Source organism: Qipengyuania citrea (assembly GCF_024171405.1).
Taxonomy (GTDB): Bacteria; Pseudomonadota; Alphaproteobacteria; order Sphingomonadales; family Sphingomonadaceae; genus Qipengyuania; species Qipengyuania profunda.
This window is the reverse complement of the sequence record NZ_JALJZT010000002.1, coordinates 2,427,031-2,448,940: the sequence shown is the minus strand read 5'-3', so window position 1 is coordinate 2,448,940 and position 21,910 is coordinate 2,427,031. Positions and strand designations below refer to the sequence as shown.

At 61.0% G+C, this 21,910-nt stretch carries 13 protein-coding genes; 4 read left to right on the top strand and 9 right to left on the bottom strand.

Features of this window, described 5'->3' with window-relative positions:
• Position 1: 1 nt before the first annotated feature.
• Positions 2 to 2,056, top strand: coding sequence for a S9 family peptidase (locus J2S32_RS12790; RefSeq protein ID WP_253521923.1), 2,055 nt, complete (start codon positions 2 to 4; stop codon positions 2,054 to 2,056).
• A gap of 72 nt (positions 2,057 to 2,128) precedes the next feature.
• Here the strand turns inward: J2S32_RS12790 and J2S32_RS12785 are convergent, their stop codons facing one another.
• From J2S32_RS12785 to J2S32_RS15860, 5 genes are all read right to left on the bottom strand, one after another.
• The gene (locus J2S32_RS12785; RefSeq protein ID WP_253521921.1) at positions 2,129 to 3,901 is read right to left on the bottom strand and encodes a DUF885 domain-containing protein; all 1,773 of its coding nucleotides are present in this window, start codon (positions 3,899 to 3,901) and stop codon (positions 2,129 to 2,131) included.
• A gap of 10 nt (positions 3,902 to 3,911) precedes the next feature.
• Positions 3,912 to 5,687: a DUF885 domain-containing protein gene (locus J2S32_RS12780; protein ID WP_253521919.1), complete on the bottom strand. Its 1,776-nt coding sequence runs from the start codon at positions 5,685 to 5,687 to the stop codon at positions 3,912 to 3,914.
• Between the two features lie 102 nt (positions 5,688 to 5,789).
• A complete protein-coding gene (locus J2S32_RS12775; protein WP_253521917.1) occupies positions 5,790 to 7,592 on the bottom strand; it encodes a flavin-containing monooxygenase in 1,803 nt (600 codons plus the stop codon).
• 501 nt (positions 7,593 to 8,093) lie between these two features.
• The gene (locus J2S32_RS12770) at positions 8,094 to 8,993 is read right to left on the bottom strand and encodes an MlaD family protein (RefSeq protein WP_082850750.1); all 900 of its coding nucleotides are present in this window, start codon (positions 8,991 to 8,993) and stop codon (positions 8,094 to 8,096) included.
• Positions 8,994 to 9,016: 23 nt separating this feature from the next.
• On the bottom strand, positions 9,017 to 9,493 hold the full coding sequence (locus tag J2S32_RS15860; RefSeq protein WP_225082872.1) for a MarR family transcriptional regulator: 477 nt from the start codon (positions 9,491 to 9,493) through the stop codon (positions 9,017 to 9,019).
• Between the two features lie 177 nt (positions 9,494 to 9,670).
• Between J2S32_RS15860 and J2S32_RS12760 the strand changes: the two genes are divergently transcribed.
• The 3 genes from J2S32_RS12760 to J2S32_RS12750 are packed head-to-tail and all read left to right on the top strand — an operon-like array spanning position 9,671 to position 13,880.
• Positions 9,671 to 10,798: an HlyD family secretion protein gene (locus tag J2S32_RS12760; RefSeq protein ID WP_063511170.1), complete on the top strand. Its 1,128-nt coding sequence runs from the start codon at positions 9,671 to 9,673 to the stop codon at positions 10,796 to 10,798.
• Between the two features lie 3 nt (positions 10,799 to 10,801).
• A complete protein-coding gene (locus J2S32_RS12755; RefSeq protein ID WP_006834177.1) occupies positions 10,802 to 12,355 on the top strand; it encodes a DHA2 family efflux MFS transporter permease subunit in 1,554 nt (517 codons plus the stop codon).
• 37 nt (positions 12,356 to 12,392) lie between these two features.
• Positions 12,393 to 13,880: an efflux transporter outer membrane subunit gene (locus J2S32_RS12750; protein WP_006834178.1), complete on the top strand. Its 1,488-nt coding sequence runs from the start codon at positions 12,393 to 12,395 to the stop codon at positions 13,878 to 13,880.
• 440 nt (positions 13,881 to 14,320) lie between these two features.
• Here the strand turns inward: J2S32_RS12750 and J2S32_RS12745 are convergent, their stop codons facing one another.
• The 4 genes from J2S32_RS12745 to J2S32_RS12730 all read right to left on the bottom strand — a co-directional run bounded on the left by J2S32_RS12745 (position 14,321) and on the right by J2S32_RS12730 (position 21,889).
• Positions 14,321 to 17,257, bottom strand: a complete 2,937-nt coding sequence (locus J2S32_RS12745) for a TonB-dependent receptor (protein WP_006834179.1) — start codon at positions 17,255 to 17,257, stop codon at positions 14,321 to 14,323.
• A 419-nt stretch (positions 17,258 to 17,676) separates the two neighbouring features.
• On the bottom strand, positions 17,677 to 18,648 hold the full coding sequence (locus J2S32_RS12740; RefSeq protein ID WP_050599570.1) for an alpha/beta fold hydrolase: 972 nt from the start codon (positions 18,646 to 18,648) through the stop codon (positions 17,677 to 17,679).
• Positions 18,645 to 20,282 (bottom strand): flavin-containing monooxygenase, encoded by a 1,638-nt coding sequence (locus J2S32_RS12735; protein WP_063506924.1) that lies wholly within the window; start codon positions 20,280 to 20,282, stop codon positions 18,645 to 18,647. The genes J2S32_RS12740 and J2S32_RS12735 overlap by 4 nt, the downstream gene beginning before the upstream one ends.
• A complete protein-coding gene (locus J2S32_RS12730; protein ID WP_006834182.1) occupies positions 20,279 to 21,889 on the bottom strand; it encodes an acyl-CoA synthetase in 1,611 nt (536 codons plus the stop codon). The genes J2S32_RS12735 and J2S32_RS12730 overlap by 4 nt, the downstream gene beginning before the upstream one ends.
• Between the last annotated feature and the right edge of the window lie 21 nt (positions 21,890 to 21,910).

Here is a 21,910-nt window from a genome sequence, read left to right as displayed (position 1 = left end):
CATGACCCTACGCGCGCCGCTTACCGCCGCCGCCCTGCTCGCCACCGCCTCGCTCGCCGCGCAGGCGCAGGCCCGTCCGATGACGCCGGAAGACGTTGCCCAGCTCGAAAGCGTGGGCACCATCGCCGTTTCGCCCGATGGCAGCCGGATCGCCTACACCACCGCCAGCCTACCCGATGTAACCGAGGGCGAGGAAAACGGCACCACGCAGCAGCAGCTCAAGCTGGCCTATGGTCCGAGCAACGCCCGCGACTTCCTGCCCGACGACATCAGTGTCTCCGGCGTCACCTTCTCGCCCGATGGCCGCATGGTTAGCTTCACCTGGGCCGACGAGGACGAGAAGACCGCGGTCTGGGGCATCCCCGTCGATGGCGGGGCGCAGCGCAAGCTGGCCGCGGTCGAGGGCGCGGCGGTGCGCTCCTACGCCTGGTCGCCCGACGGCAGCACGATCTGGATGCTGGCCGGGGCCGAGGAAGACAAGGCGCGCACGAAGCAGGCCAAGGCCGGGTTCAATTCGGTGGTCTACGAGGAAGAGGCAAAGCTGACGCGGCTGTTCTCCGCGCGGGTCGGTGCCGAGATCGACGCCGAGCCCAAGCCGGTCGCGATTCCCGGCTATGTCAGCGCCTTCAAGGTCGCGCCCGATGGCCGCCACGCGGTGGTCGACAGCGCGCCCACCCCGCAGATCGACGATGCCTATACCGCCAAGCGCGCGCATGTGCTCGACCTGACCAATGGCAAGGTGGTGCGCATTGTCGAAACGCCGGGCAAGCTGGGCGATATCGAGGTCTCGCCCGATGGTGCGCAGCTGTCGATGATCGCAGGGGTCGATATGAACGACCCGGCGGCGACGACGCTGCATCTGGTCGATGTCGCGACCGGTGCCTATCGCGCGCTCAATGCAGGTGCGCCCGAGGCAGCGGTCGATGCCGAATGGCTTGCCGACGGACGCCTCGCCGCGGTGATCCACAAGGGCGCGCAGAGCGCGCTGCGGATCTACAATGGTGATGGCTCGGTGGCCGAAGAGCATGACGGCGGCGCGCTGATCCTCACCAGCGTCGAGGCGGGGGGCGGCACGCTGGCGGTCGAGGCCAACAGCCCGCGCCACCCGGGCGAGCTGTTCGTCTGGAACGACGGCGCCTTCCAGCGCTGGACGCAGCACAATGCCTGGCTGTCCGAAATCGACTTCGGCGAGCAGCGCGCCTTCACCTACACCGCGCGCGACGGGCAGGAAGTCGAAGGCGTGCTGATCGAACCTGTCGGCGGCGCACCGCGCGGCGGCGCTCCGCTGATCCTCAACGTCCACGGCGGCCCCGAAGCGCATGACAGCAATGGCTGGCAGACCGCCTATTCCAAGCCCGGCCAGGTGGCCGCAGGCCAGGGCTATGCCGTGTTCCTGCCCAACTATCGCGGTTCGACCGGCTATGGCACCGCGTTTTCCAAGCAGCACACGGGCAATTACACCGATCCCGAGTTTACCGATCTGGTCGATGCCAAGCGCGCGCTGGTCGCAGCCGGGATCGCCGATGCCGACCGCACCGGCGTGACCGGCGGTTCCTATGGCGGCTATGCCACGGCATGGTCCTCCACCCGCTGGAGCGAGGAATTCGCCGCGGGCGTGATGTTCGTCGGCATTTCGAACCAGGTCAGCAAGTTCGGCACGGGCGACATCCCTTACGAGATGTACAATGTGCACAGCGGCAAGTGGCCGTGGGACGACTGGATGGCGATGCTCGAAGTCTCGCCGATCTTCCATGTCGACAAGGCCAGCACGCCGCTGCTGATCATGCATGGCGAGGAAGACACGCGCGTCGATCCGGGCCAGAGCCTCGAGCTGTACCGGGCGATGAAAATCCGCAAGCCCGACGTGCCCGTGCGGCTGGTGTTCTATCCCGGCGAAGGTCACGGCAACCAGAAGGCCGCCGCGCGCTACGATTACAATTTGCGCATGATGCGCTGGTTCGACACCTATCTGAAGACGGGTGACCGCGATGCGCCGCTGCCGGCCGAGCGCCCCGTGCTTCCGGCAGGCACCACCGGGGTTTCCAGCGACGACTGATCGCCCCGAACGGGCATGAAAAAGGGGCCGCGCGGCATGCCACCGCGCGGCCCCTGTTTTTTTTGCGCTGGGCTATTTGCCGCCGGGGGCGATCCAGTCGTCGATCTTGGCTTCGAGCACGGTGAGCGGGATATTGCCGCTGTCGAGCACCTGTTCGTGGAAGTGGCGGATGTCGAAATCCTCGCCCAGCGCGGTTTCGGCGCGCGCGCGCAGTTCCTTGATCTTCAATTCGCCGATCTTGTAGCCCAGCGCCTGCCCCGGCATGGCGATATAGCGCGCGACCTCGTTTTCCGAATAATCGCGCGGATTGCCGTTCTCGACCATGTATTCGACCGCCTGTTCGCGGGTCCAGCCGAGCGCATGGATGCCGGTATCGACCACCAGCCGCACCGCGCGCTTCAATTCGCCATCCTCGAGCGCCTGCAGCCGGTCGACCGGGTCGTCATACAGGCCGAGTTCGTAGCCGAGGCTTTCGGCATAAAGCGCCCAGCCCTCGCCATAGGCAGTGAACCAGCCGTGCCGCAGCAGGTCGGGCAGGCTCTCGTCCTCGACCGCGAACATCACCTGAAAGTGATGGCCGGGATTGCCTTCGTGCATGTAGAGCCGGACAGACGGGCTCAGTTCGCGCTCGGCCGCGTTCCACCCGCTGAAATAGAAGGTGCCGGGGTGCGAGCCGTCGGCCTTGCCCGGCTGGTAGGACGCGGCGAGGAAGAACTGCTCGCGATAGGGCTCGTACGGCTCGATCCGCAGCTCGGTTTCGGGCTGGCGCAGGAACAGCGGGCCGATCTTCGCATCGACCTTCCCGCCGACTTCGTACCATGCTTCCTGCAGTGATTCCTTGGTCTTGTAGACCGGCGGGCGGCGGTCGCCGCGCTCGGCGATCGCCTGCTGGCGCGCCTCGTTGATCCGCGCGACTTCGGACAGGCCCAGCCGGTGCACCTCTTCCGCGGTCAGCGGCAGCGTGGTCATCTCGGCGATCCGGTAGGCGTAATAGGCATCGCCGCCGGGTGTTGCGGTGGCGCCGATGCTGGTGCGTGCCTGCGGCAGGTAGCTGTCGGCCAGATAGGCGCGCAGCTTGCGCATCGCGGGATAGAGCGTGCCTTCGACCGCCGATATCAGCGCGGCGCGTGCCTGCCCCTTCTGCGCTTCGGTGAAGCTTTCGGGCAGCTGGCGCAGCGGTGCGTAATAGGGATTGCTGCCCTCCGGCGCGCCCAGCTGCGTGTCGAGTTGCTCGATCATCAGCTCCACCGTCAGCCGCGGGAGCGTGATGCCCTGCTCCAGCCCCGTGTCGAAGCGCGCGATGACATCGTCGACCATCTGCGCATAGGCACCGTGCCGTGCGACATTGTCGGCATAGTCTTCAACCGCCGCGAACGGCATCACGCCATCGGGTGCCGACAGGCCCGGATAGGAGCCCTGGATACCCTGGAAGTGGTCGATCGGCAGCGCGAGGATGGTCTTGAGCACCTCGGGCTCGGTCGCGGCCAGCGTGCGTTCCTGCGAATAGCGGAAGGTATCGTAGGCGATCCGCTCGCTCGCGGTGAGCGCCGCGCGGTCGATCGTCGCGAGCGCGGCGATGTCGCACATCGCCGCCGCGCGTTCGGTCTCATAGGCCGCGGGCGAGAAGTCGCCGAGGCTGCCCGCATCGGAAAAGTCGCCGCGATAGAACGCCGCGCGCGGGTTGCGGTCGAGGAAGGCGGCGTCGCTTTCGGCCATCAGCGCGCGCAGACGCTGGCTGTCGCTCTGCGCGGCCGCGACCCGGTCGCAGGCCTGCGCTGCGGGGGCCGCCAGCGCGGCGCCGGCCATCGCCAGCGCCGAGGCGACCTGCAGGACCCTGTGTTTCATGGCCATACCCTTACTGCCCCCCGCCCGCGATCCAGGCATCGATCTTGGCTTCCAGCACCGGCAGCGGGATATCGCCCGTGTTGAGCACCTGTTCGTGGAAGGCGCGGACGTCGAAATCCTCGCCCAGCGCGGCCTCGGCGCGCGCGCGCAGCTGCTTGATCTTCAATTCGCCGGTCTTGTAGGCCAGCGCCTGCGCGGGCATCACGATATACCGCGCGCTCTCGCTTTCGGCGAAATCGCGCGCTGCGCCATTGGCGACCATATATTCGATCGCCTGCTCTCTGGACCAGCCCAGCGCATGCATGCCGGTGTCGACCACCAGCCGCACCGCGCGCAGCATTTCACCGCCCTCGAGCGCTTTCAGCCGTTCGACCGGATCGTCATAGAGACCGAGTTCGTAGCCGAGGCTCTCGGCATACAGACCCCAGCCTTCGCTGAAGGCGGTGAACCCGCCGTAGCGCATGAATTCGGGCAGGTCCTCGTTCTCGATCGCGAACATCGACTGGAAGTGATGCCCCGGATTGCCTTCGTGCATGTAGAGCGAGATCGAGGTGCCCAGCTCGCGTTCGGCGACATTGTAGCCGCTGAAGTAGAAGGTGCCCGGACGCGACCCGTCGGCCTTGCCCGCCATGTAGCTGGCGGCGAGGCTGAATTTCTCGCGATAGGGTTCGTAGGGCTCGATCCGCAGTTCGGTTTCGGGCTGGCGCAGGAACACTTCGTCCATCAGCGGATCGACCTGCTCGGCGACTTCGTACCACGCGGCCTGCAGGTCGGCCTTGCTGGTGTAGGTGGCGCCGGTGCGGCCACCGGCTTCCGCTTCGGCGGCATCGATCGCGGCGTTGATCCGCGCGACTTCGGCCAGCCCGGTCTCGTGGACCTGCTGCGCGGTCAGCGGCAGCGTGGTGTTCTCCTCGATCCGGTAAGCATAATAGGCCTCGCCGCCGGGATTGTCGGTCGCGGCGATGCTAGGCCGTGCCTGCTCGAGATATTCCTCCGCGAGGAACTCGCGCAGCTTGGCGAGCGCGGGCATCAGCGTGCCGGTCAGCGCCGCGCGATGCTCGCCGATCAGGCGCTCGCGCTCGGAGGCGGAGAAGCTGTCGGGGAAATTGGCGACCGGCGCCCAATAGGGGCTCTGCTCGATCGGCGCGCCGATCTGCAGATCGAGCTGTTCGATCATCAGTTCGACCGACATGCGCGGCAGCGTGATGCCCTGCGCCGCGCCGATGCGGAAGCGCGCGATTGCCTGGTCGATGATCTCCGCCATCGCGCGGTGGCGGCTGAAATTGTTCTCGTAATCCTGCACCGTGTCATAGGGCATCAGCGCGCCGGGCGCGGAAAAGCGCGGGTAGAAGACATGCAGCCCGCGGAAATGGTCGATCGGCAAAGCGAGCACGGTGGGCAGCACATCGGGCGCGGTCTGCGCCAGCGTGCGCTGCTGCGTATATTCGAACACGTCGTAGGCGATGCGGTCGGTCTCCCCCAGAGCGGTGCGGTCGATCGTCGCCAGTTCGGCCAGATGGGCCTGCGCCGCCGCGCGGTCCGCGGCATAGCTGGCGGGCGAATAATCGCCCAGCTGGTCGGCATCGGAAAAATCGCCGCGGAAGAACGCCGCGATCGGATTGCGGTCGAGCATGTCCGCTTCGCTGCGTTCGAACAGGGCGGCGAGCTTGGCGGCCTCCGCCGCATGCGCTTCGGCCTGATGCGAATGCGCCAGCACGGCGGGTGCGGACACGGTGGCGCAGGCAATGGCCAGCGCCGATGCGAGGCGCGCGAAAGTGGTAGTCATGATGTGCAGTCTCCCCTGAGATCGTAGCGCGACGCTAGCCGTGCGGGCAATTGCCGCAAAGCCCCTTCGACAAAGCGTTTTCCCACACCCCGCGAACGGTGTTCAGGCAAACTCGAGCCCTTCGAACGCACCCGAACGCCGCCATTGGTCGATATGGTTGAAGAATCCCAGCGCGCCCGCCGGATGGCCCAGCGCGAAACGTTCCTGCTCGCCGTAACCCTGCCCTTCATTGTTGTAATAGCCGGGCGTGCATTCGGTGCTGCCCAGCCGCGCGGCGGGGCCCGTCAGCAGGAAGTCGAGCCATTGCTGTTCGGCCTCGGCGCTGGGTTCGACGGCGGCATGCCCCTGCGCCTCGGCATGGGCGACCACCGCCGCCACCGTTTCGGCATGATCGACGAGGTTGTGCGGGTAGTTGGCAATGAAGGCCGCGGCCTGGTTCTGCTGGACGAAGAACAGGTTGGGGAAGCCGTTGACGTGCAGCCCGTGAAAGCTGCGCATGCCGCCCGCCCAATAGTCCGACAGCAGCCGCCCGCCGCGCCCGGTCACGTCATATCCCGCACGTTCGGTGAAATCCGTGCCGACCTCGAACCCCGAGGCATAGACGATGCAATCGACTTCGTACTCCTGCCCATTGGCGACCACGCCCTTGGCGGTGATCCGCTCGACGCCCTTGCCGTCGGTATCGACCAGCTGGGTGTTCTCACGCGTGAAGGCCTGGAGATATTCGTCGTGGAAGCACGGACGCTTGCACAGCTGGCGATACCACGCCTGCAGCTTCTCGCCCGCCTCGCCGCCGACGATGTTCTCGGCGCGCGCACGGATCTCGCTCATCTTCTGGTTATCGGCATCCTCGAAAGCGGCCATGATGCCTTCGGGCGTGCGCTGCTCGGGCGGCATGTCGATCACCTGTGCCCGGATGCGCTTGCCGAGATCGGTCCAGCCATCGTCGACCAGATCCTCGGCGGGGAAGCCGATGCCGAGATTGGCGACGAAGTTCTCCTGCCATTTCTTCTGCCAGCCGGGCTCGGCAACCTCGTCGAACCAGTCGCGGGTGAGCGGGCGGTTGTTGCGCTCGTCCACGCTCGACGGCGTGCGCTGGAACACCAGCAGTTCCTTGGCATCGCGCGCGACATTGGGCACCACCTGGACCGCGGTCGCGCCGGTGCCGATCACCGCCACGCGTCTGTCAGACAGCCCGGTCATCGGCTCGCCCTCGGGCGTGCCGCCGGTATAGCCATAGTCCCAGCGGCTGGTGTGGAAGCTCTTGCCTTCGAACAGCTCGATCCCGGGCAGGCCGGGCAGCTTGGCGACATGCAGCGGACCGGTGCCCATGCCGACATATTTGGCGGTGAATTCGTCGCCGCGATCGGTGCGCACGATCCACAATTGGCGTGTCTCGTCCCATTCGAGATCGGTGACCTGCGTGTGGAACAGCGCGTTGTCGTAGAGGCCGTATTGCCGGCCGATGGCGCTGCAGTGGTCGCGGATCTCGGGGGCATGCGCGTATTTCTCGCTCGGCATGTGCCCGGTTTCCTCGAGCAGCGGCATGTAGATCATGCTCGCGGTGTCGCATTGCGCGCCGGGATAGCGGTTCCAGTACCAGGTCCCGCCGAAGTCGCCGCCCTTCTCGACGATGCGATAATCGGCAATCCCCGCTTCCTTCAGCCGCGCGCCGACGACCAGCCCGGCAAACCCGCCGCCGATAAAGGCAAAGGTGACATGATCGCTGACCGGATCGCGTTCCTCGCGCGGGGTATAGGGATCAGTGGCAAGGTCGGTGAACTCGCTCTCGAGCCGCTTGTATTGCGCGGCCCCGTCGGTCCGCAGCCGCTTGTCGCGCTCCGCCGCATACCGGCGCCGCAGCGCCTCCTTATCGATCGTGCCGTCCTTATGGGCCGTAGCCATGTCCCTCTCCCCGCCGCGCCAGTCTCGATTCGCAACCCATCCATCATGTCGCGCAAGGATGAGAACGACAAGGGTGCGGTATTGGAGTGTGCGAGAGGGCGCGACTGGGCCGACCTGTGTGGCGCGATTGCGCGGTGCATCTATGTCGGGAGAAAAGCAGTGGTGCCCAGAAGAGGACCGAGCAGTGGCTGCTGGTTCGAGTCCTCGATCGGTTCGTCATTTTCGTGTTTGTTTTCAGTGTCTGTAGGTTCGAGACCCAGAAGAGGCATCACATTCGAACTTCTTTTCCGTTTAATTTCTGATGTTTAGATATTTCGGTCAAGCTGAAAAGCCCGCAAAAGGCCCGCAAAATCCCTCTAATGTATTGGTTCGATGCCTTTTTTAGGACTCGGAATTTCAATTTCAAACTTGACCGCGGAGTAGGTCGTTATCCGCTTTGCGCTCCAATCTCCGCTATTCTACGGGCTGCGCGCTCTGCCCGGAAGCAGTCATCCGTTCGGTTTACTTTAAATCATCGATATTCGTTCCAGCTTCTCTTCTTTTTGGCCGATAGTCTGGGAGGGGAGGATTTGATGTAATTCCCTCAACCTGAATATCTTCGATTTTTTCACTGAGAGGAGCAAGTTCGCGACTAAGCTCGCGAAGGTCCGTTTCACCTTCAACCAAAGAATCTTCGACCGCCGGAATGCCACTCCTTATCTGGGAAAGTTTGTTTTCAGCGTTCTGCACCCCCTCCCTGAATTGGCGAAGGCGTCGTTGCGCGATAGCAGAAGCGCTCCGCCCTGAGATCCGCCGATCTGCATCTCGAAGATTATTTCCCCATCCACCAACCCTTTGCCCTAAGTCTAACAATCTTCCTTTTGTTGAGGCCAATCGTTCGTCCCAACCTTCGGCGTCCGATGCGAGTGCGGCCGTCGTGACTCGAAGCCGGACAAGATCGGAGGTGATCACCCGTTGCTTTTCTGGCTCCAGTCCTTCGTTCAGAGCGCGAATGCTATTTGCCACGGTCTCTACAGTGGCGGTCGCATCCCTCCCCAATAGTCCGGTTTCGTCCGCGGCGGGAATGATCTTTTTTCCTGACTTGTCGGTGTAAATGCCCTGACGACCCCGTCGGCCCTCGAGCACGAGCGCAGCCTCTCCAGTTATCAGATCCGTGCTGATTGTCGCTTCAAGGCCGTGGACTTTCGCCGCAGAAGGATCGAGAGTCAGAACAACGACCACGTTTTCCGGTTCATTTTCCGCCAGACGGACCGATGTTACCTGTCCCACAGGGACTCCCGATAGTGTTACAGTCGATCCCGACTGAAGGCCTTCCACGGAGCGATCAAACTTGATCTGATATGTTTCCTGATTTGGTCTGGGATCGATTAGCCACATCGCGAAAGCGATGGTCGTAAGCATCAGAATGCCAACGATCCACGCCACTAGGGAGAAGTTTGCGTTAGTTTCCATCTAGCACGCCGCCAGCGGTTTGTTCGTCCGGCAGAGGGCCGGTGCAATGAAAGTTCGCGTCCCGCATGCTCCATTCGGTTGTCCGCTATAGAACATGACCGAGGTTCGTCCCCTGGCGCAATCGCCACGAGCGGGGCATCCGGGCGCGTCGAATGTGTTTTGGTTTGAGATCGGCCTAGTCCCAACACGGGCGTGATGCCGCCCCGCCCGTGGCGACCGAATATTGCTATGACTTGCGCAAGCCGCGTCCGGTCACTCAAGCGCGAAGGCGTCATGTCTTCCAGGCCGCTGCTGGAGGATGTGATTTCAAGTCTCCTGGCGATGTCCGTCTGGTTCAGGGCAGGAGCTCTGATGAGCTGCGCCAACACACGCCACTGCGTACGATTGAGGCTCAGCGGCTGTGCTCGGTCATCGAATGCCTTGCGCGCGGCGCGGCTGATCTGGTCCATCATGAAGATCGCTCGATCATCGTGGGTAATGACATTGTCGAGTGCGAGAGTGCCCTCATCTTCTGGCATGAGACATTCCTATCGATCGGAGAAAAATAGTAAAGGACTTTCGCATTTTGTTTTGGCCGCTATATCGCTCGCGCAGCGGCTCAAACGATGGCGAGGAGCGAAATAATCATGGCGGACGAGACAGCAGGGGCTAGCGATGAAGGCGCACGTCCGACGGGGTTGTCCAGTCCGCGGGTCCGGCTGGGTCTGCTGATCGCCGGCATTCTGGTCCTGCTCGCCGGGAGCTACTGGTATTACAATCATCAGACGTACGGCAGATTCCAGCAGTCCACCGACAACGCTTATATTGCCGCCGACAGCGTCATCATCTCCCCCAAAATTGCGGGCTACGTCGAGCGCGTATTAGTGACGGAGAATCAAACGGTCGCGTCGGGCGATGCACTTGTCCAGCTGGACGTGCGAGATTATCGTGCCCAAACGAACCAGGTCGAAGCCCAGATCGCCGCGTCGCTCGCCGGAGCAGATACGGTACGCGCCCAGCAACAAGAGCAGGACGCGGCAATTGCCCAGGCCCGTGCACAGCTCGCAGCAGCATCTGCACAGGCTGGTCTCGCTGCTGAGCAGGTTGTCCGGTACCGCCCCCTTGCCGCTTCGGGAGCGGAGCCGCGCGAGAGGCTCGATCAGCTGGAGGCCCAGGCCAGAGAAGCGCAGGCTCAAGTCGCGGCAGCGCGCGCCGCGCTCACGGCGGCACAGCGCCGACAGAACACGCTTAGCGAGCAGATAGACCAGGCCAATTCGCAAGCCAACGCCGCTCGTGCGCAACTCGAGGCCGCCCGTCTGAACCTGTCATCGACCACGCTCCAGGCCAGTATTTCCGGGCGGGTGGGTGACCTCACGGTCCGACCTGGACAATTTGTCCAGCCTGGCCAACGCCTTATGAGCCTCGTACCGACCGACCGCCTCTACGTGACAGCAAATTTCAAGGAAACGCAGCTCGGACTTGTCCGCCCGGGGCAACCCGTCACCTTGGAAATCGACGCGCTGCCGGACCTCGAGCTATTAGGAAGAGTGGAAAGCATCGCCCCCGGGACCGGGGCAGAATTCTCGATCCTACCTCCGCAAAACGCGACGGGTAATTTCACCAAGATCGTTCAGCGCGTCCCGGTGCGCATATCCATTCAGGCTTCGCCCGAGATCCTGCGTCTGCTGGTGCCGGGCATGTCTGTTGTCGCGAGTGTCGATACGCGCGCCGCTAGAGACCAACTCGATTCGATCCGCAACGCGGCCGGAGACTGACCGATGGCAGGCGCCGCTGCAGCGGTTTCGCCGCCGGTCGAAAAGGCCGATGCTACGGCCTGGATCGCCGTAGCCGCCGGTGCGCTGGGGGCGATGCTGGCAACGCTTGACATCTCGATCGTCAATTCGGCGCTGCCGACGATCCAGGGGGAAATCGGCGCGACCGGAACCGAAGGCACCTGGATCGCGACAGCCTTCCTTGTTGCCGAGATCATCATCATCCCTCTGAGCGCGTGGCTGGAAAGACTGCTCGGCCTTCGCACGCTGCTCATCGTCGCGGTTTCTGCCTTCACGGCCTTTTCGGTGTTGTGCGGCATTGCCACCGATCTGACGACGATGATCATCGGTCGCACCGGTCAAGGGTTCATGGGCGGCGCGCTTATTCCAACCGCTATGACCATCGTCGCAAAGCGACTGCCTCCATCGCAACAGCCGATCGGCATGGCGCTCTTCGGAATGACCGTGGTTCTTGGGCCGGTAATGGGCCCGTTGGTGGGGGGCTGGCTTACCGAGAACCTGAGCTGGCACTACGCCTTCTTCGTCAACGTGCCCGTCTGCGCGTTGCTCCTTGCTTTACTATTCATCGGGCTACCCCATGAAAAGCCCGACTGGGTTTACCTGCGCGAGGCTGATTGGGCGGGAATAGCTGGTATGATCCTTGGGTTGGGTGGGCTGACCATCGTTCTGGAAGAAGGCCACCGCGAGGAGTGGTTCGATTCCACGCTGATCGTCCAGCTCACACTGATGACGGTCGTGGGTTTTGCACTTCTGACCTACGGACAGCTTTACGCGCGCAAACCCGTGCTCAAATTGCGCCTGATGCTCAGCAGGCAGTTTGCCAGCGTCGTGGTGATGGCACTGGCGCTTGGCATGGTCATGTATGGCTCGACCTACGTGATCCCGCAATTTCTCGCGATAATTTCCGATTATAATGCCTTGCAGACCGGACTTGTGATCTTCTGGATGGGCGTTCCGGCTTTCCTGTTGATGCCCGTTCTCCCGTTCATGATCCGCAGGATTCACATCCGCATTGCGGTCGGCGCGGGCATGTTCATCATGGCGCTAAGCTGTTTCGTCAGCATAAATCTGACAGCGGAATCGGGAGGTGGAGTGTTCACCGAAAGCCAGTTCCTGCGTGGCATCGGCATGATCCTCACGATGATGTTCCTCAACCAGGCGACGGTAGCTTCGGTTGCCAAGGAGGATGCCGGCGATGCTTCGGGCATCTTCAACGCGGCGCGAAACCTCGGGGGCTCGTTCGCGCTCGCGGGGCTTGCCTCGTTCCAGGATCAGCGCCAGTGGCATCATAGTCGACGCATGGAAGAAACCCTCAACGCTAACAGCCCCCGGCTACAGGAATACCTGGACGGCATGACGGCGTCGCTGGGCAGCCCACAGGCCGCGCTGGAGATGCTTTCCGGCATCATTCAGCGCGATGCGTTCGTGATGACCTACAACGATGTCTTTTTCGCCATGGGCGCGATTACCCTGGTCACGGTGCCGCTGGTACTGTTCCTCAAGCCTCTCCCGAAGAACTTATCCCTTTCGATGCACTGAGAACTCTATGCGCAAGACCCTAACCCTCCTCGCTCCCATGGCGCTCCTCGCGGGTTGCATGTCCGGTCCCGACTATGCCGGTCCCCCGCAACTTGCGACCGCCGCAGGCAATGCGTTCGTACGCGCCGGCCCCGAAATCGATCCGTTTGCGCCGATTGCCGGCGACTGGTGGACGCTGCTCGGCGATCCGGTTCTCAATGAACTGGAGGCGCGCGCGCTGGTCGGCAATCCGGGCGTGGCCGCGGCGCGCGCTCGCATCGAACAGGCAAGGGCTTCTGTCCGCCAGGAGCGCGCCAACCGGCTACCCGCCGTGGCTGCGCAGGCGACTGCGGTCCAGGCGAATATCCCAGGGCTAGATATCGGCAGTGGCCCGCCCCCGGGATCGCCCGGCGCTCCTGCAGACACCGAAGAGCAGGACAGCCTCAGCGTCTACAACGTCGGGCTCAATGCAAACTGGGAGATCGATTTCGCTGGGGGGCAGGCACGGCGTGTCGAGGCCATTAACGCTCAGGCTGCGGCCTCGGTGGCGAACGCCGAGGATGCGAAAGTCCAGCTCGCCGCCGAAATCGCGCGGGCGTATGTGAGCCTGCGAGAAGCGCAAGGGCGGCTCGAGCTTGTCCAGCGAGAGCGCGACTTGCAGCAGCAAATTCTCGAACTGACCTATCAGCGCTATACACAGGGCGCTCTCGCGCTGTTCCCGGTCGGTAACGCGAACGCCGAGCTCGAACTGCTCAAGTCGCAGATCGCGGAAGCTCAAGCGGACATCGATGTATTCAAAGACACGCTCGCGGTGCTGACGGGCGAAGCGCCCGGCGCACTCGACGGGCTCCTGGCGGCTCAGGCCGAAATTCCGCTTCCCCCCGAACGGGTCGCGGTGGGCGATCCCGCAGCGCTAATAGCGCGGCGGCCGGATGTTCGAGCCGCCGAACGCATGCTGGCCGCGGCGAATGCGCGCATTGGCGTGGCAGAGGCTGCTCGCTTCCCCAAGATTTCCTTCATGGGGATTCTCGGTTTGGGCGGATCGGAGCCCGACGACATCCTGGACCCGGGCAACTTATCGGCAATCGCTTTGCCGCGGCTGCAGTGGAACCTGCTTGATTTCGGCCGCACGGCAGCATCGATCGATCAGGCCGAGAGTGCGCGCGACGAGGCCGAAGCGCGCTATCTTGAAGTGGTCCTGGGCGCACTACGCGACGCCGAACAATCGCTTGCTCGGTTCGGGCAACAAAGAGCCAACGTAGCCGCGCTGGCGCAGATCAGTCGGCAGGCCGACACGGCTGCGGAGCTTAACGAGCAACGCCGCGCCGCGGGGGTAATCTCGCAAGGCGAACTCAACACTTCGATCCGCAAGCGCGAACAGGCCAGAGCAAATCTCGATCGGGCGATCGCCGCCATGACAAATGGCTGGATCGCGATCCAGAAGTCGCTTGGGTTGGGATGGGTCGAATTGTCTCGCGACAATCGCACGTCGGTTGAGCCAGCTCCGGTCGATCGAAAATCAGTTATGAAACCTGAACAGAGTTAGGATAAGTTTTCTCAGAAGTCTGCCCCGCAGCCCCTTCCAACTTTTCCTAACGCGTCAGCACCTCGTGCACTACGACCCAATCTTGGATCATAGGGGTCAGCATGTTTCCGCCTTTCGCAGAGTGCGTTTGCCAGTATCACCATCGGATATCCCGATTGCACTATTCGGTGACTCTTCATTGTCGTTTCTATGTAAGGCCTTAAGCTTTCCGCGAGCATCTCGTAGCGACATCAACGAGCGATCGTACAGGCATTTCGAGTGCAGCTCGCATTTGGCCGGTTCGATGACCGCCTCGTCGGTAGGCTTACGAGGCGGTCATCGAGCATTACGCCGCTCTGGAAAAGCTATAAAGTCATGGGTCGAAATACGAACTAGCTGGCACTGTCCGTTCGGGTCGTTGGGAGGACCACCGATCTCCCCGCCAACACGATCTGGACCTGTTAGAAACTGAACCCCAAAGCAACACCATATCTACGAGGATCCAAAGTGTAGATATTGGTAAAATTCCCCGAGGATGCGTCGGTCAAGTACAATCCTGTCACCGAGCTGCTGTCGAAAATGTTCTGAACAAATCCGCGCACGAACCAACGCTCATCCGCACTGTTCAACTGCACGATCGCGTTGGCTTGCACGAATGGCTCGATCCGGTTGACCCTGCCGTTAAAGATATTGCCGTATTGCTCACCAGTCAGCGCTACGTCCACGCGAGGAACCAGAGTCATGCCATTGTCGAAAGTGGCGGTGTACTGCACACCCATCGAAACCTTCATTTCGGGGGCCTGCGGCAACTTGTTCCCTTTTATGTTGACCTCTACGCCAGGGCTTAATACCGCAAGGCCGCTGCCCGCCGGAACGGCTCCGGCCAAGACATCGCAAATGCTGAATGCGCCGCTTGACGCAAGATTGCCGTCATTAGGAAATTCTTCGGGACCACGAAGACCCAGAGCTGCGTTCACTCCGGCCACGAATGCGTCGGCCGCGCCGGGGGCTGGCCCGGTTACGGCACAATTAGCACCGTTGCTAATATCCTTGATGATGACGGCATCAGGATCGCCGCCACCCGGGTCGCGCGGATTGGAGAAGAACTGGTCGCCGGCAACTTCCGCGTTGAGATAACTGAACGTCAAGTTGACAAGCCAATCGGGATCGGGCCGGATAACGGACTCTAGTTCCACACCCCAGATATCGGCATCGATAGTATCATTAACTGAGGTACGGGCGACGATGCGGCTAAGCTGCAACCCGCTATACTTATAGTAGAATGCAGTAGCGTTTAATTGCAGTGCGCCATTCGCAAAGGTATTTTTCGATCCGATTTCAAATGCGTCGATGGTTTCTGATCCGAAGCTTTCAGCCACATCGAAAACGGGCGAAAGGGGCGGGTTGATACCCCCGGATTTATAGCCCCTGGCATAAGATGCGTAAATCGAATTGTCAGGCGTAACTTCGTAGTCGAGCACCGCACGCCCGGTTATTTCATCGAAACCTACTTCTCTAAATTGCGTTAGCTGCTCACCTGGCGTACCAGGATCGGCATCAAAAAGACCAGAGGGACCGGTTAAGGGAGTGATCGGGCTGTCGAACGGCTCCCCGTCATTCGCGTAAGGATTGAGGAAGCTAATCAAGGTCGTGCGCGCAGTCACGTCTTTCTTGTCGTCGTTATACCGCAAACCTCCGGTGAAGGTCAGACGCTCGGTCAGGTCGACGTAGATCTCCCCGAACACACCGAAGCTCTCAAGATTAGCCTCGAGAGAATTGTTGCGGTACATGGATGTTGCGAAGTAGGATGGCGGTGCACCGCCTGCCAAAGTACCAAACGATCCCAGAATGGCACTGGCGTAGTCAAGCGCGAATGAGTTTACATAGTAACTGTTGTCGGTAGTCTTGGACTTTGCATAGATCCCTCCGAGCAGGAAATTGAATGCTCCGTCGAAATCACTGGAAAGGAGGATTTCGCCGCTCCAGGATTCGCGTTGCTCTGAAGACCTGTCGAAGGATAGCGGCGTTTCGCCGCACAATACATTACCTTCGAACGCGCCCCTGTTCCCATCATCGTTATCGGAGGTGCACAATACGCCCCCTGGGCCATTGGGGATGAGAGCCTCCACAATCGGGGTAAAATACGCCGACGAACCTGGCACGAACGCCGGTGCAGGTGCGGGGAGGCCGGTAGGCAAACCGTTGGCCGCGAAGCCGGACAACACGTTCAAGGCCGTAGCAAAGCCGGTACGATCCTGAATGCCCAGAAAGTAGTCCTGCCGGGAATCGACTTCGGTGTCCTGATAAAGACCGGTTGCAGTCAGTGTCATAGCTCCGATGCGCTGCTCGAGACGGGCCTGTAGCTGCACTTCATCGGCAAAATAGAATGGAGTATACGCCGTGTTTACCGTGCGCACATCGTCGGGCTTATCGAATCCTGCAAATGCGTCGGGGCCGTACAGGCTTCCCAATCCCAGTACTGAGGGAATTCCCTGAATAGCGAAGAACTCTTGCGAACTGAGCGTTGCGCCGACTGTGGAATTGGCATTGGTGATGTCAAAGTCGCGGCGATTGTTCAGACAACCCAGCACGCCGAGCGGGTCACGCTGGCAGGCCTGCTTTTGATTACGTAAACGGGTGTCATCTTCCCTGAAATAATATGCCATGAAGTCGAGAGTGGTATCGGCACCGGGTTCAAAACGAAGAGAACCACGAACAGCGTACATGTCTCGGTCGTCGACATCCGAATTGTCGAAAAGGTTTGTGGTGTAACCGTCGCGATTCAGAAAGAATCCGGCTACCCGAACGCCGATAGAATCGCCGATCGGGACATTGACCATCCCTTCGGCCTTGATGCTGTTGTAATTCCCATACTCGAACTCTCCGGCCGCGCCGAAAGAACCGAGGTCAGGCTTGGCTGTCACAAGGTTGACAACACCCGAGGTAGCGTTGCGGCCGAAGAGGGTGCCCTGCGGCCCCCGTAGGACCTCAATTCGCTCAAGGTCAAAATATTCTGTTTCGAACAGCCGGGTACCAAAAAGAGGGGAACCATTGATATGGATAGCCGTCGCTGCGTCACACGTCACACCAACACAAAGATCGCCGATACCACGGATGGTGAAGGACGACCCGGTGAAGTTGCCCTTCGAAAATGAGACGTTCGGGAGCGTCAATTGAAGGTCAGCAGCGTTTTCGATCTGCTGGCTTTCGAGAGCCGTAGCATCGAAGGCACTGACCGCGATCGGCACCTCTTGCAGACTTTGAGATTGGCGTTGGGCCGTAACGATGATTACGGATCCTTGGGGTTCCGCCTCATCAGTTGTGGGATCCTGCGCTAAAGCCATCTGCGGCCAAGCCAAGATGGCCGAAGTGGCGAGCACCATCGCTCTCAGTGTCATATAGCATCCCTTCCCATCTCTTCAGTGCGACGATAATTGGCTCCGCCGCTTACTGCAAAATGGGGCGACCTCGAGGGTCGCCCCTTAGTCTGTGGAGAGGAGAGGGAGAGAATTAGCCCAATCCCCGTCCATGGGCATATACATCCGCGTGATATTAGTAAAGCGCCTTATCTTTTGACCCCATGGGCCACGATCCAGATCGCACGCGGAGTGAACGTTTGCTAAAGATCAGCAATGGTTGGCGCGCTAAGCGAGTTGCTCCCGATAAAGCTTTTGCCCCAGCTGGCATCGAGACCAACGAAGCGTTCGCCGTGCCGACGGCGACAATAGTTCGGATATAGTACAAGATGAATATGGACGCCCTTTGCCCCCATCTCGCTGGCCTCTGACCAGGAACCAGCCTCTTAGTATGGGGGATCTCAGAGGCTCCAAAAGGCCAGTACCGCCCGAAGCGCAGCGACGAACGCGAGCGGCTGATCCAGCATGAGATGATGGCGTGCATCGGGCACTGCAACAATTGGTATCTTTCCCCCTCCCAGTTCCCGGATATAACGGGCGGAATCGCGATCAAAGAGCTGACTTTTCTCGCCGTACACAATCGCTTTGCGCCCGGGCGCATCGACCAGCCTCTGGCCTACTGTCAGCCATTCGTCGGGCTTGTTGCTGCGCCGGAACACTTCGGGAGAAAACTTCCATGTCCACTCCTCGCCATCGCGGCGGAGAGAGTGATAGGCCATGTAATCCATCAGGAACGGCTCACCAACTGCCTGCGGCGGCGACAGGATATACCTCTCGCGCGCCGCTTCGTAGGTCGGGTAGCGTCGCACCGGTTTGTCAGGATTACCCGACCCGGGGCTCGATCTGCCCATGGTCCAGTATTTCTCCAGCTTTTCGGGCCGCATCACCATGAGATCGCAGACAATAACGCCGGCGAAGGCATCCGGCGATTGGGAAACGGCGGTCAGCGCTGCACCCGAGCCGAAACTATGGGCGATGATCGTCGGTCTGCTTCCATCCGCAAACAAATCGAGCGCTTCGCTGATCTCGACAAATTCCTTTCCCCGCGCAGCTATATCGGCCACGCCGCGCATCTCGCTATCGCCCATACCGGCCAGATCGAACGCCACCACGTCGTAGTCTTCGGCAAGGTACGGTGCGATGAAGGCAAAGCAGCGGGCATGGGCGAGAAAACCGTGAGTCATGAGCAATTTGGGCCGGTCACGCCTGCCCCAGCGAAGATAATGCACCCGCGCGCCACCAACCTCTACGAAGCCTTCCTCACGGGGCACGCTCAGCGCCCAGGCGAACCATTCGGGTATATCCGCCCCGTCGCCGGCCCATACGGGATCAATATCTGTTGACCCGTCGTGGATTGGTTTCATTTCATTCATTTCGGCGCAGTCTCCATACCGGATAGTGTATTCCTGATAAAACCACGATAATCGTGCCGTGCGACATCGTGGCATAGATCGGCGTAACCAGATACGCTGGGGAAATTGATCAGTTGTCGGGGTTTGCCGGGAATATTGGCGCCCATGTACCACGATTCAGCCTTGGGGAAGAGCGTCATCGACCCTACTTGGGCGACCATATCGGTCCAGCTTCGCTCGGCCAGCGCATCGGCTTCGAAAAGGCCGATCCTGTTATCGCGCAGCCAGATCCGGAAATCGCAGATCCAGTCACCCTGGATTTCGGCGCTTGTCGGACCGTTGGAAAAGCCTGAAGGGCTGAGCGGGCCGTAGGCGAACAGCATGTTCGGAAATTGGGCGACGGCCATGCCCAGATAGGCTTTGATCTCACTCTTCCATGCTTCTGCCAGCGCCAGCCGACCGCGGCCGGTGATGTTCATGTCGATGAGCCCGCCACGACCGGCATCGAAGCCGGTCGCGAAGACAATGAGATCGCACGGGATCATGCCAGTGGCTGTTTCTATCCCGGCCTCGGTGACGCGAGTGATCGCGGTGTCGTTCAGATCGACCAGCGTAACATTGTCTTGTGCGAAGATCTCGTAATAATTCTGTTCGAGCGATGGTCGCTTGGTCCCGAAGGGATGTGGCGGCTCATCGGGAGCGAGCTTCTCGGCAATGGTCGGGTCGCAGATCCGCTCGCGCACCTTGTCACACCAGAACTCGTAGGCGTGGCGATTGGCGTCCTCGTTCGTCAGTATGTCAGCGAAATTATGATACCAGAAGCGCAACCCTCCTCGCTGCCACAAATCCTCGAAATGCGTAGTCCGCTCTTCCTCGGTCACAGCCAGGGCCGAGATGTCCAGCGATTGGCATTCGAAACCGCCACTTGTCGTAAGCCTTTTGTGGAAGACAGCGGGATATTCGGATTTTTCGCGAAGCTGACGATCAGCGTCCAGTTTTTCCTGCCGCATGGGAAGGGCGAGAATCGGGGTTCGCTGAAAAAGCGTCAGCTGCTCCGCGCAGCTTGCCGCCTCCTGCGCCACCTGTACGCCGCTGGCACCCGTGCCGATCAGGGCGATCCGGCGGCCGGAAAGGTCGATGCCTTCCTGCGGCCAGCGGGCGGTATGGCACCATTCGCCTTCGAAATCGCTAAGGCCCAGGATATCGGGAATGTAGGGTTTCGAGGCGAACCCCAGGGCCGGCAAGAGGAAACGCGCGCTTACTTTTCCGCCATCGTCGAGCTTCAATCGCCAGCAGGCGGTGTCTTCATCGAACGGCGCGCTTTCGACCCGTGTTTTCATTCGCATTGCCGGCCAGAGGTCGAGCGTATCGCAGACGTGGAGGAAATAGGCGCGCAGTTCTTCCCAGCCTGGAAATCGTTCGCTCCACGTCCAGCTTTTCCATACTTCCGCAATGGAAAATTCGTAAAGTGGAACCTGGGAATCGACCCGTGCTCCCGGATAGCGGTTCCAGTACCAGATTCCGCCCGGCTGCTCCGCTGCGTCTACCAGCAGAACATCGAACCCCGCCTGACGCAGCTTGTAAAGCAGGTATATTCCGCTGAACCCGGCCCCGACGATTACGACATCATAGTCAGGAGGGGGCGAATGGCTCACGAGGCCCCGGCACCCGCTTTCGCGATGTCTTTAGCCGTAGTATAATCCGCCTTGCCGTTTGACGCGCGCAAGGCGGTTTGCGTTGGGCAAATCGCCTTGGGCGTTTTGTAACCTGCCAGTTGCTGGCGCACGTGATCCTTGATCGCTTGCGCGTCGAAGTCCGCATCCTGGGTCAAATGCACCACAGCGGTCACCGCTTCGCCCCATTTTTCGTCAGGCACCCCGACGACAAGCGCGTCGGCAATGGCGGGATGGGTTTTGAGCACTTCCTCCACCTCCTCGGGGTAAACCTTTTCACCTGCGGTGTTGATGCAGACGCTGCCGCGGCCCAGCAAGGTCAGGCTTCCATCGGATTCCACCCGGCACCAGTCGCCCGGGATGGAGTAACGCACGCCATCGATCGTCCTGAAAGTCTTGGCCGACTTTTCCGGGTCCTTGTAGTATCCTGTGGGGATTGCGCCCTTGCGGGCAATAAAGCCGGGCACGCCGCTCCCCGCCTCGACCTTCCGGTCGTTCTCGTCGAATACGTCGCAAAATTCCCCGATCCCGAATTTCGCGGTGTTGGTGCCGCCCTGTGCGGTCGTCACCGACAAGCCGTAGCCCAGCCCTTCCGAAGCGCCAAAACTGTCCATGAGGATGACCTGGGGGATATGTTTGCACAGGCCCGCCTTTACCTGTTTACTCCACATGACGCCGGACGAGATGATCGAAATCAGGCTGCTCGTGTCCCAGCGCTTCGGGTGGGCGTCCAGCGCCTGCAGCATGGGTTTGGCAAAAGCGTCACCGACAATGGCGATGCTCTGCACCTTGTGCTGGTCCACCGCATCCCACAATTCTTCCGCGTCGAAGGATGGATCGGACAGCGTGACGATGGCCCCGCCCGACATGAGCGTGCCAATAGCAGTAATGAACCCGGTTCCATGCATCAGCGGGCACGCCGGCAAAGTGATGCGCGCAAGCTCGCCCTGCTTCACCAGGGCCACCATTTCCTCCATGGTCTGGGGAACCGGACCCAGCAGCTTTTGCGCGTCGAGCTGAGCCTTGCGCATATCATCGTGTCGCCACATCACGCCCTTGGGCATGCCGGTGGTACCGCCTGTATATATGAACAGCAGGTCATCGGGAGAACGCTCGATATCGAGAGGCGCGCCGTTACCTTCTACAAGTTTTTCGTAAGGAAGCGCGAAGGAAGCGATCTGCGAAGCATCGCCGATTTCTACAAATGTATGAACCTTGGTCAACCGTTCCTTCAGTTCAAGAATGCAGTCGCGGAACTCGGAACTGTAAACAATTACCTCGCTATCGGAATCGTCGAAGATGTAGAAAACCTCCTCGGGACGGTAACGATAATTGATGTTCACGTGCGTGAGGCGGCCCTTGAAGCACGCGGCCATCAATTCCCCGTATTCGGAACGGTTGCGCATGTAGAAGGCTATCTTCGCCCCGTCGCCTGCACCTTGCGCGCGCAGATTGCGCGCCAAATTGTTCGAACGCTTCGACATTTCGGGCCAGCTAATGATCCGGTCGCCGTGAATCAGCGCCGGAGCATCTTCCGGGACCGCAGGTTCGATTGCATCAAGGATGTCGCCAAGGTTCCAGTCGATCACGTATTAATTCCTCTCTCCTTG

Coding starts and splice junctions, on each gene's coding strand:
- J2S32_RS12755 (WP_006834177.1), top strand. CDS start 10,802: ATGGCAGGCGCCGCTGCAGCGGTTTCGCCGCCGGTCGAAAAGGCCGAT.
- J2S32_RS12745 (WP_006834179.1), bottom strand. CDS start 17,257: ATGACACTGAGAGCGATGGTGCTCGCCACTTCGGCCATCTTGGCTTGG.
- J2S32_RS12750 (WP_006834178.1), top strand. CDS start 12,393: ATGGCGCTCCTCGCGGGTTGCATGTCCGGTCCCGACTATGCCGGTCCC.
- J2S32_RS12780 (WP_253521919.1), bottom strand. CDS start 5,687: ATGACTACCACTTTCGCGCGCCTCGCATCGGCGCTGGCCATTGCCTGC.
- J2S32_RS12760 (WP_063511170.1), top strand. CDS start 9,671: ATGGCGGACGAGACAGCAGGGGCTAGCGATGAAGGCGCACGTCCGACG.
- J2S32_RS12790 (WP_253521923.1), top strand. CDS start 2: ATGACCCTACGCGCGCCGCTTACCGCCGCCGCCCTGCTCGCCACCGCC.
- J2S32_RS12740 (WP_050599570.1), bottom strand. CDS start 18,648: ATGAATGAAATGAAACCAATCCACGACGGGTCAACAGATATTGATCCC.
- J2S32_RS12785 (WP_253521921.1), bottom strand. CDS start 3,901: ATGAAACACAGGGTCCTGCAGGTCGCCTCGGCGCTGGCGATGGCCGGC.
- J2S32_RS15860 (WP_225082872.1), bottom strand. CDS start 9,493: ATGGACCAGATCAGCCGCGCCGCGCGCAAGGCATTCGATGACCGAGCA.
- J2S32_RS12775 (WP_253521917.1), bottom strand. CDS start 7,592: ATGGCTACGGCCCATAAGGACGGCACGATCGATAAGGAGGCGCTGCGG.
- J2S32_RS12770 (WP_082850750.1), bottom strand. CDS start 8,993: ATGCTTACGACCATCGCTTTCGCGATGTGGCTAATCGATCCCAGACCA.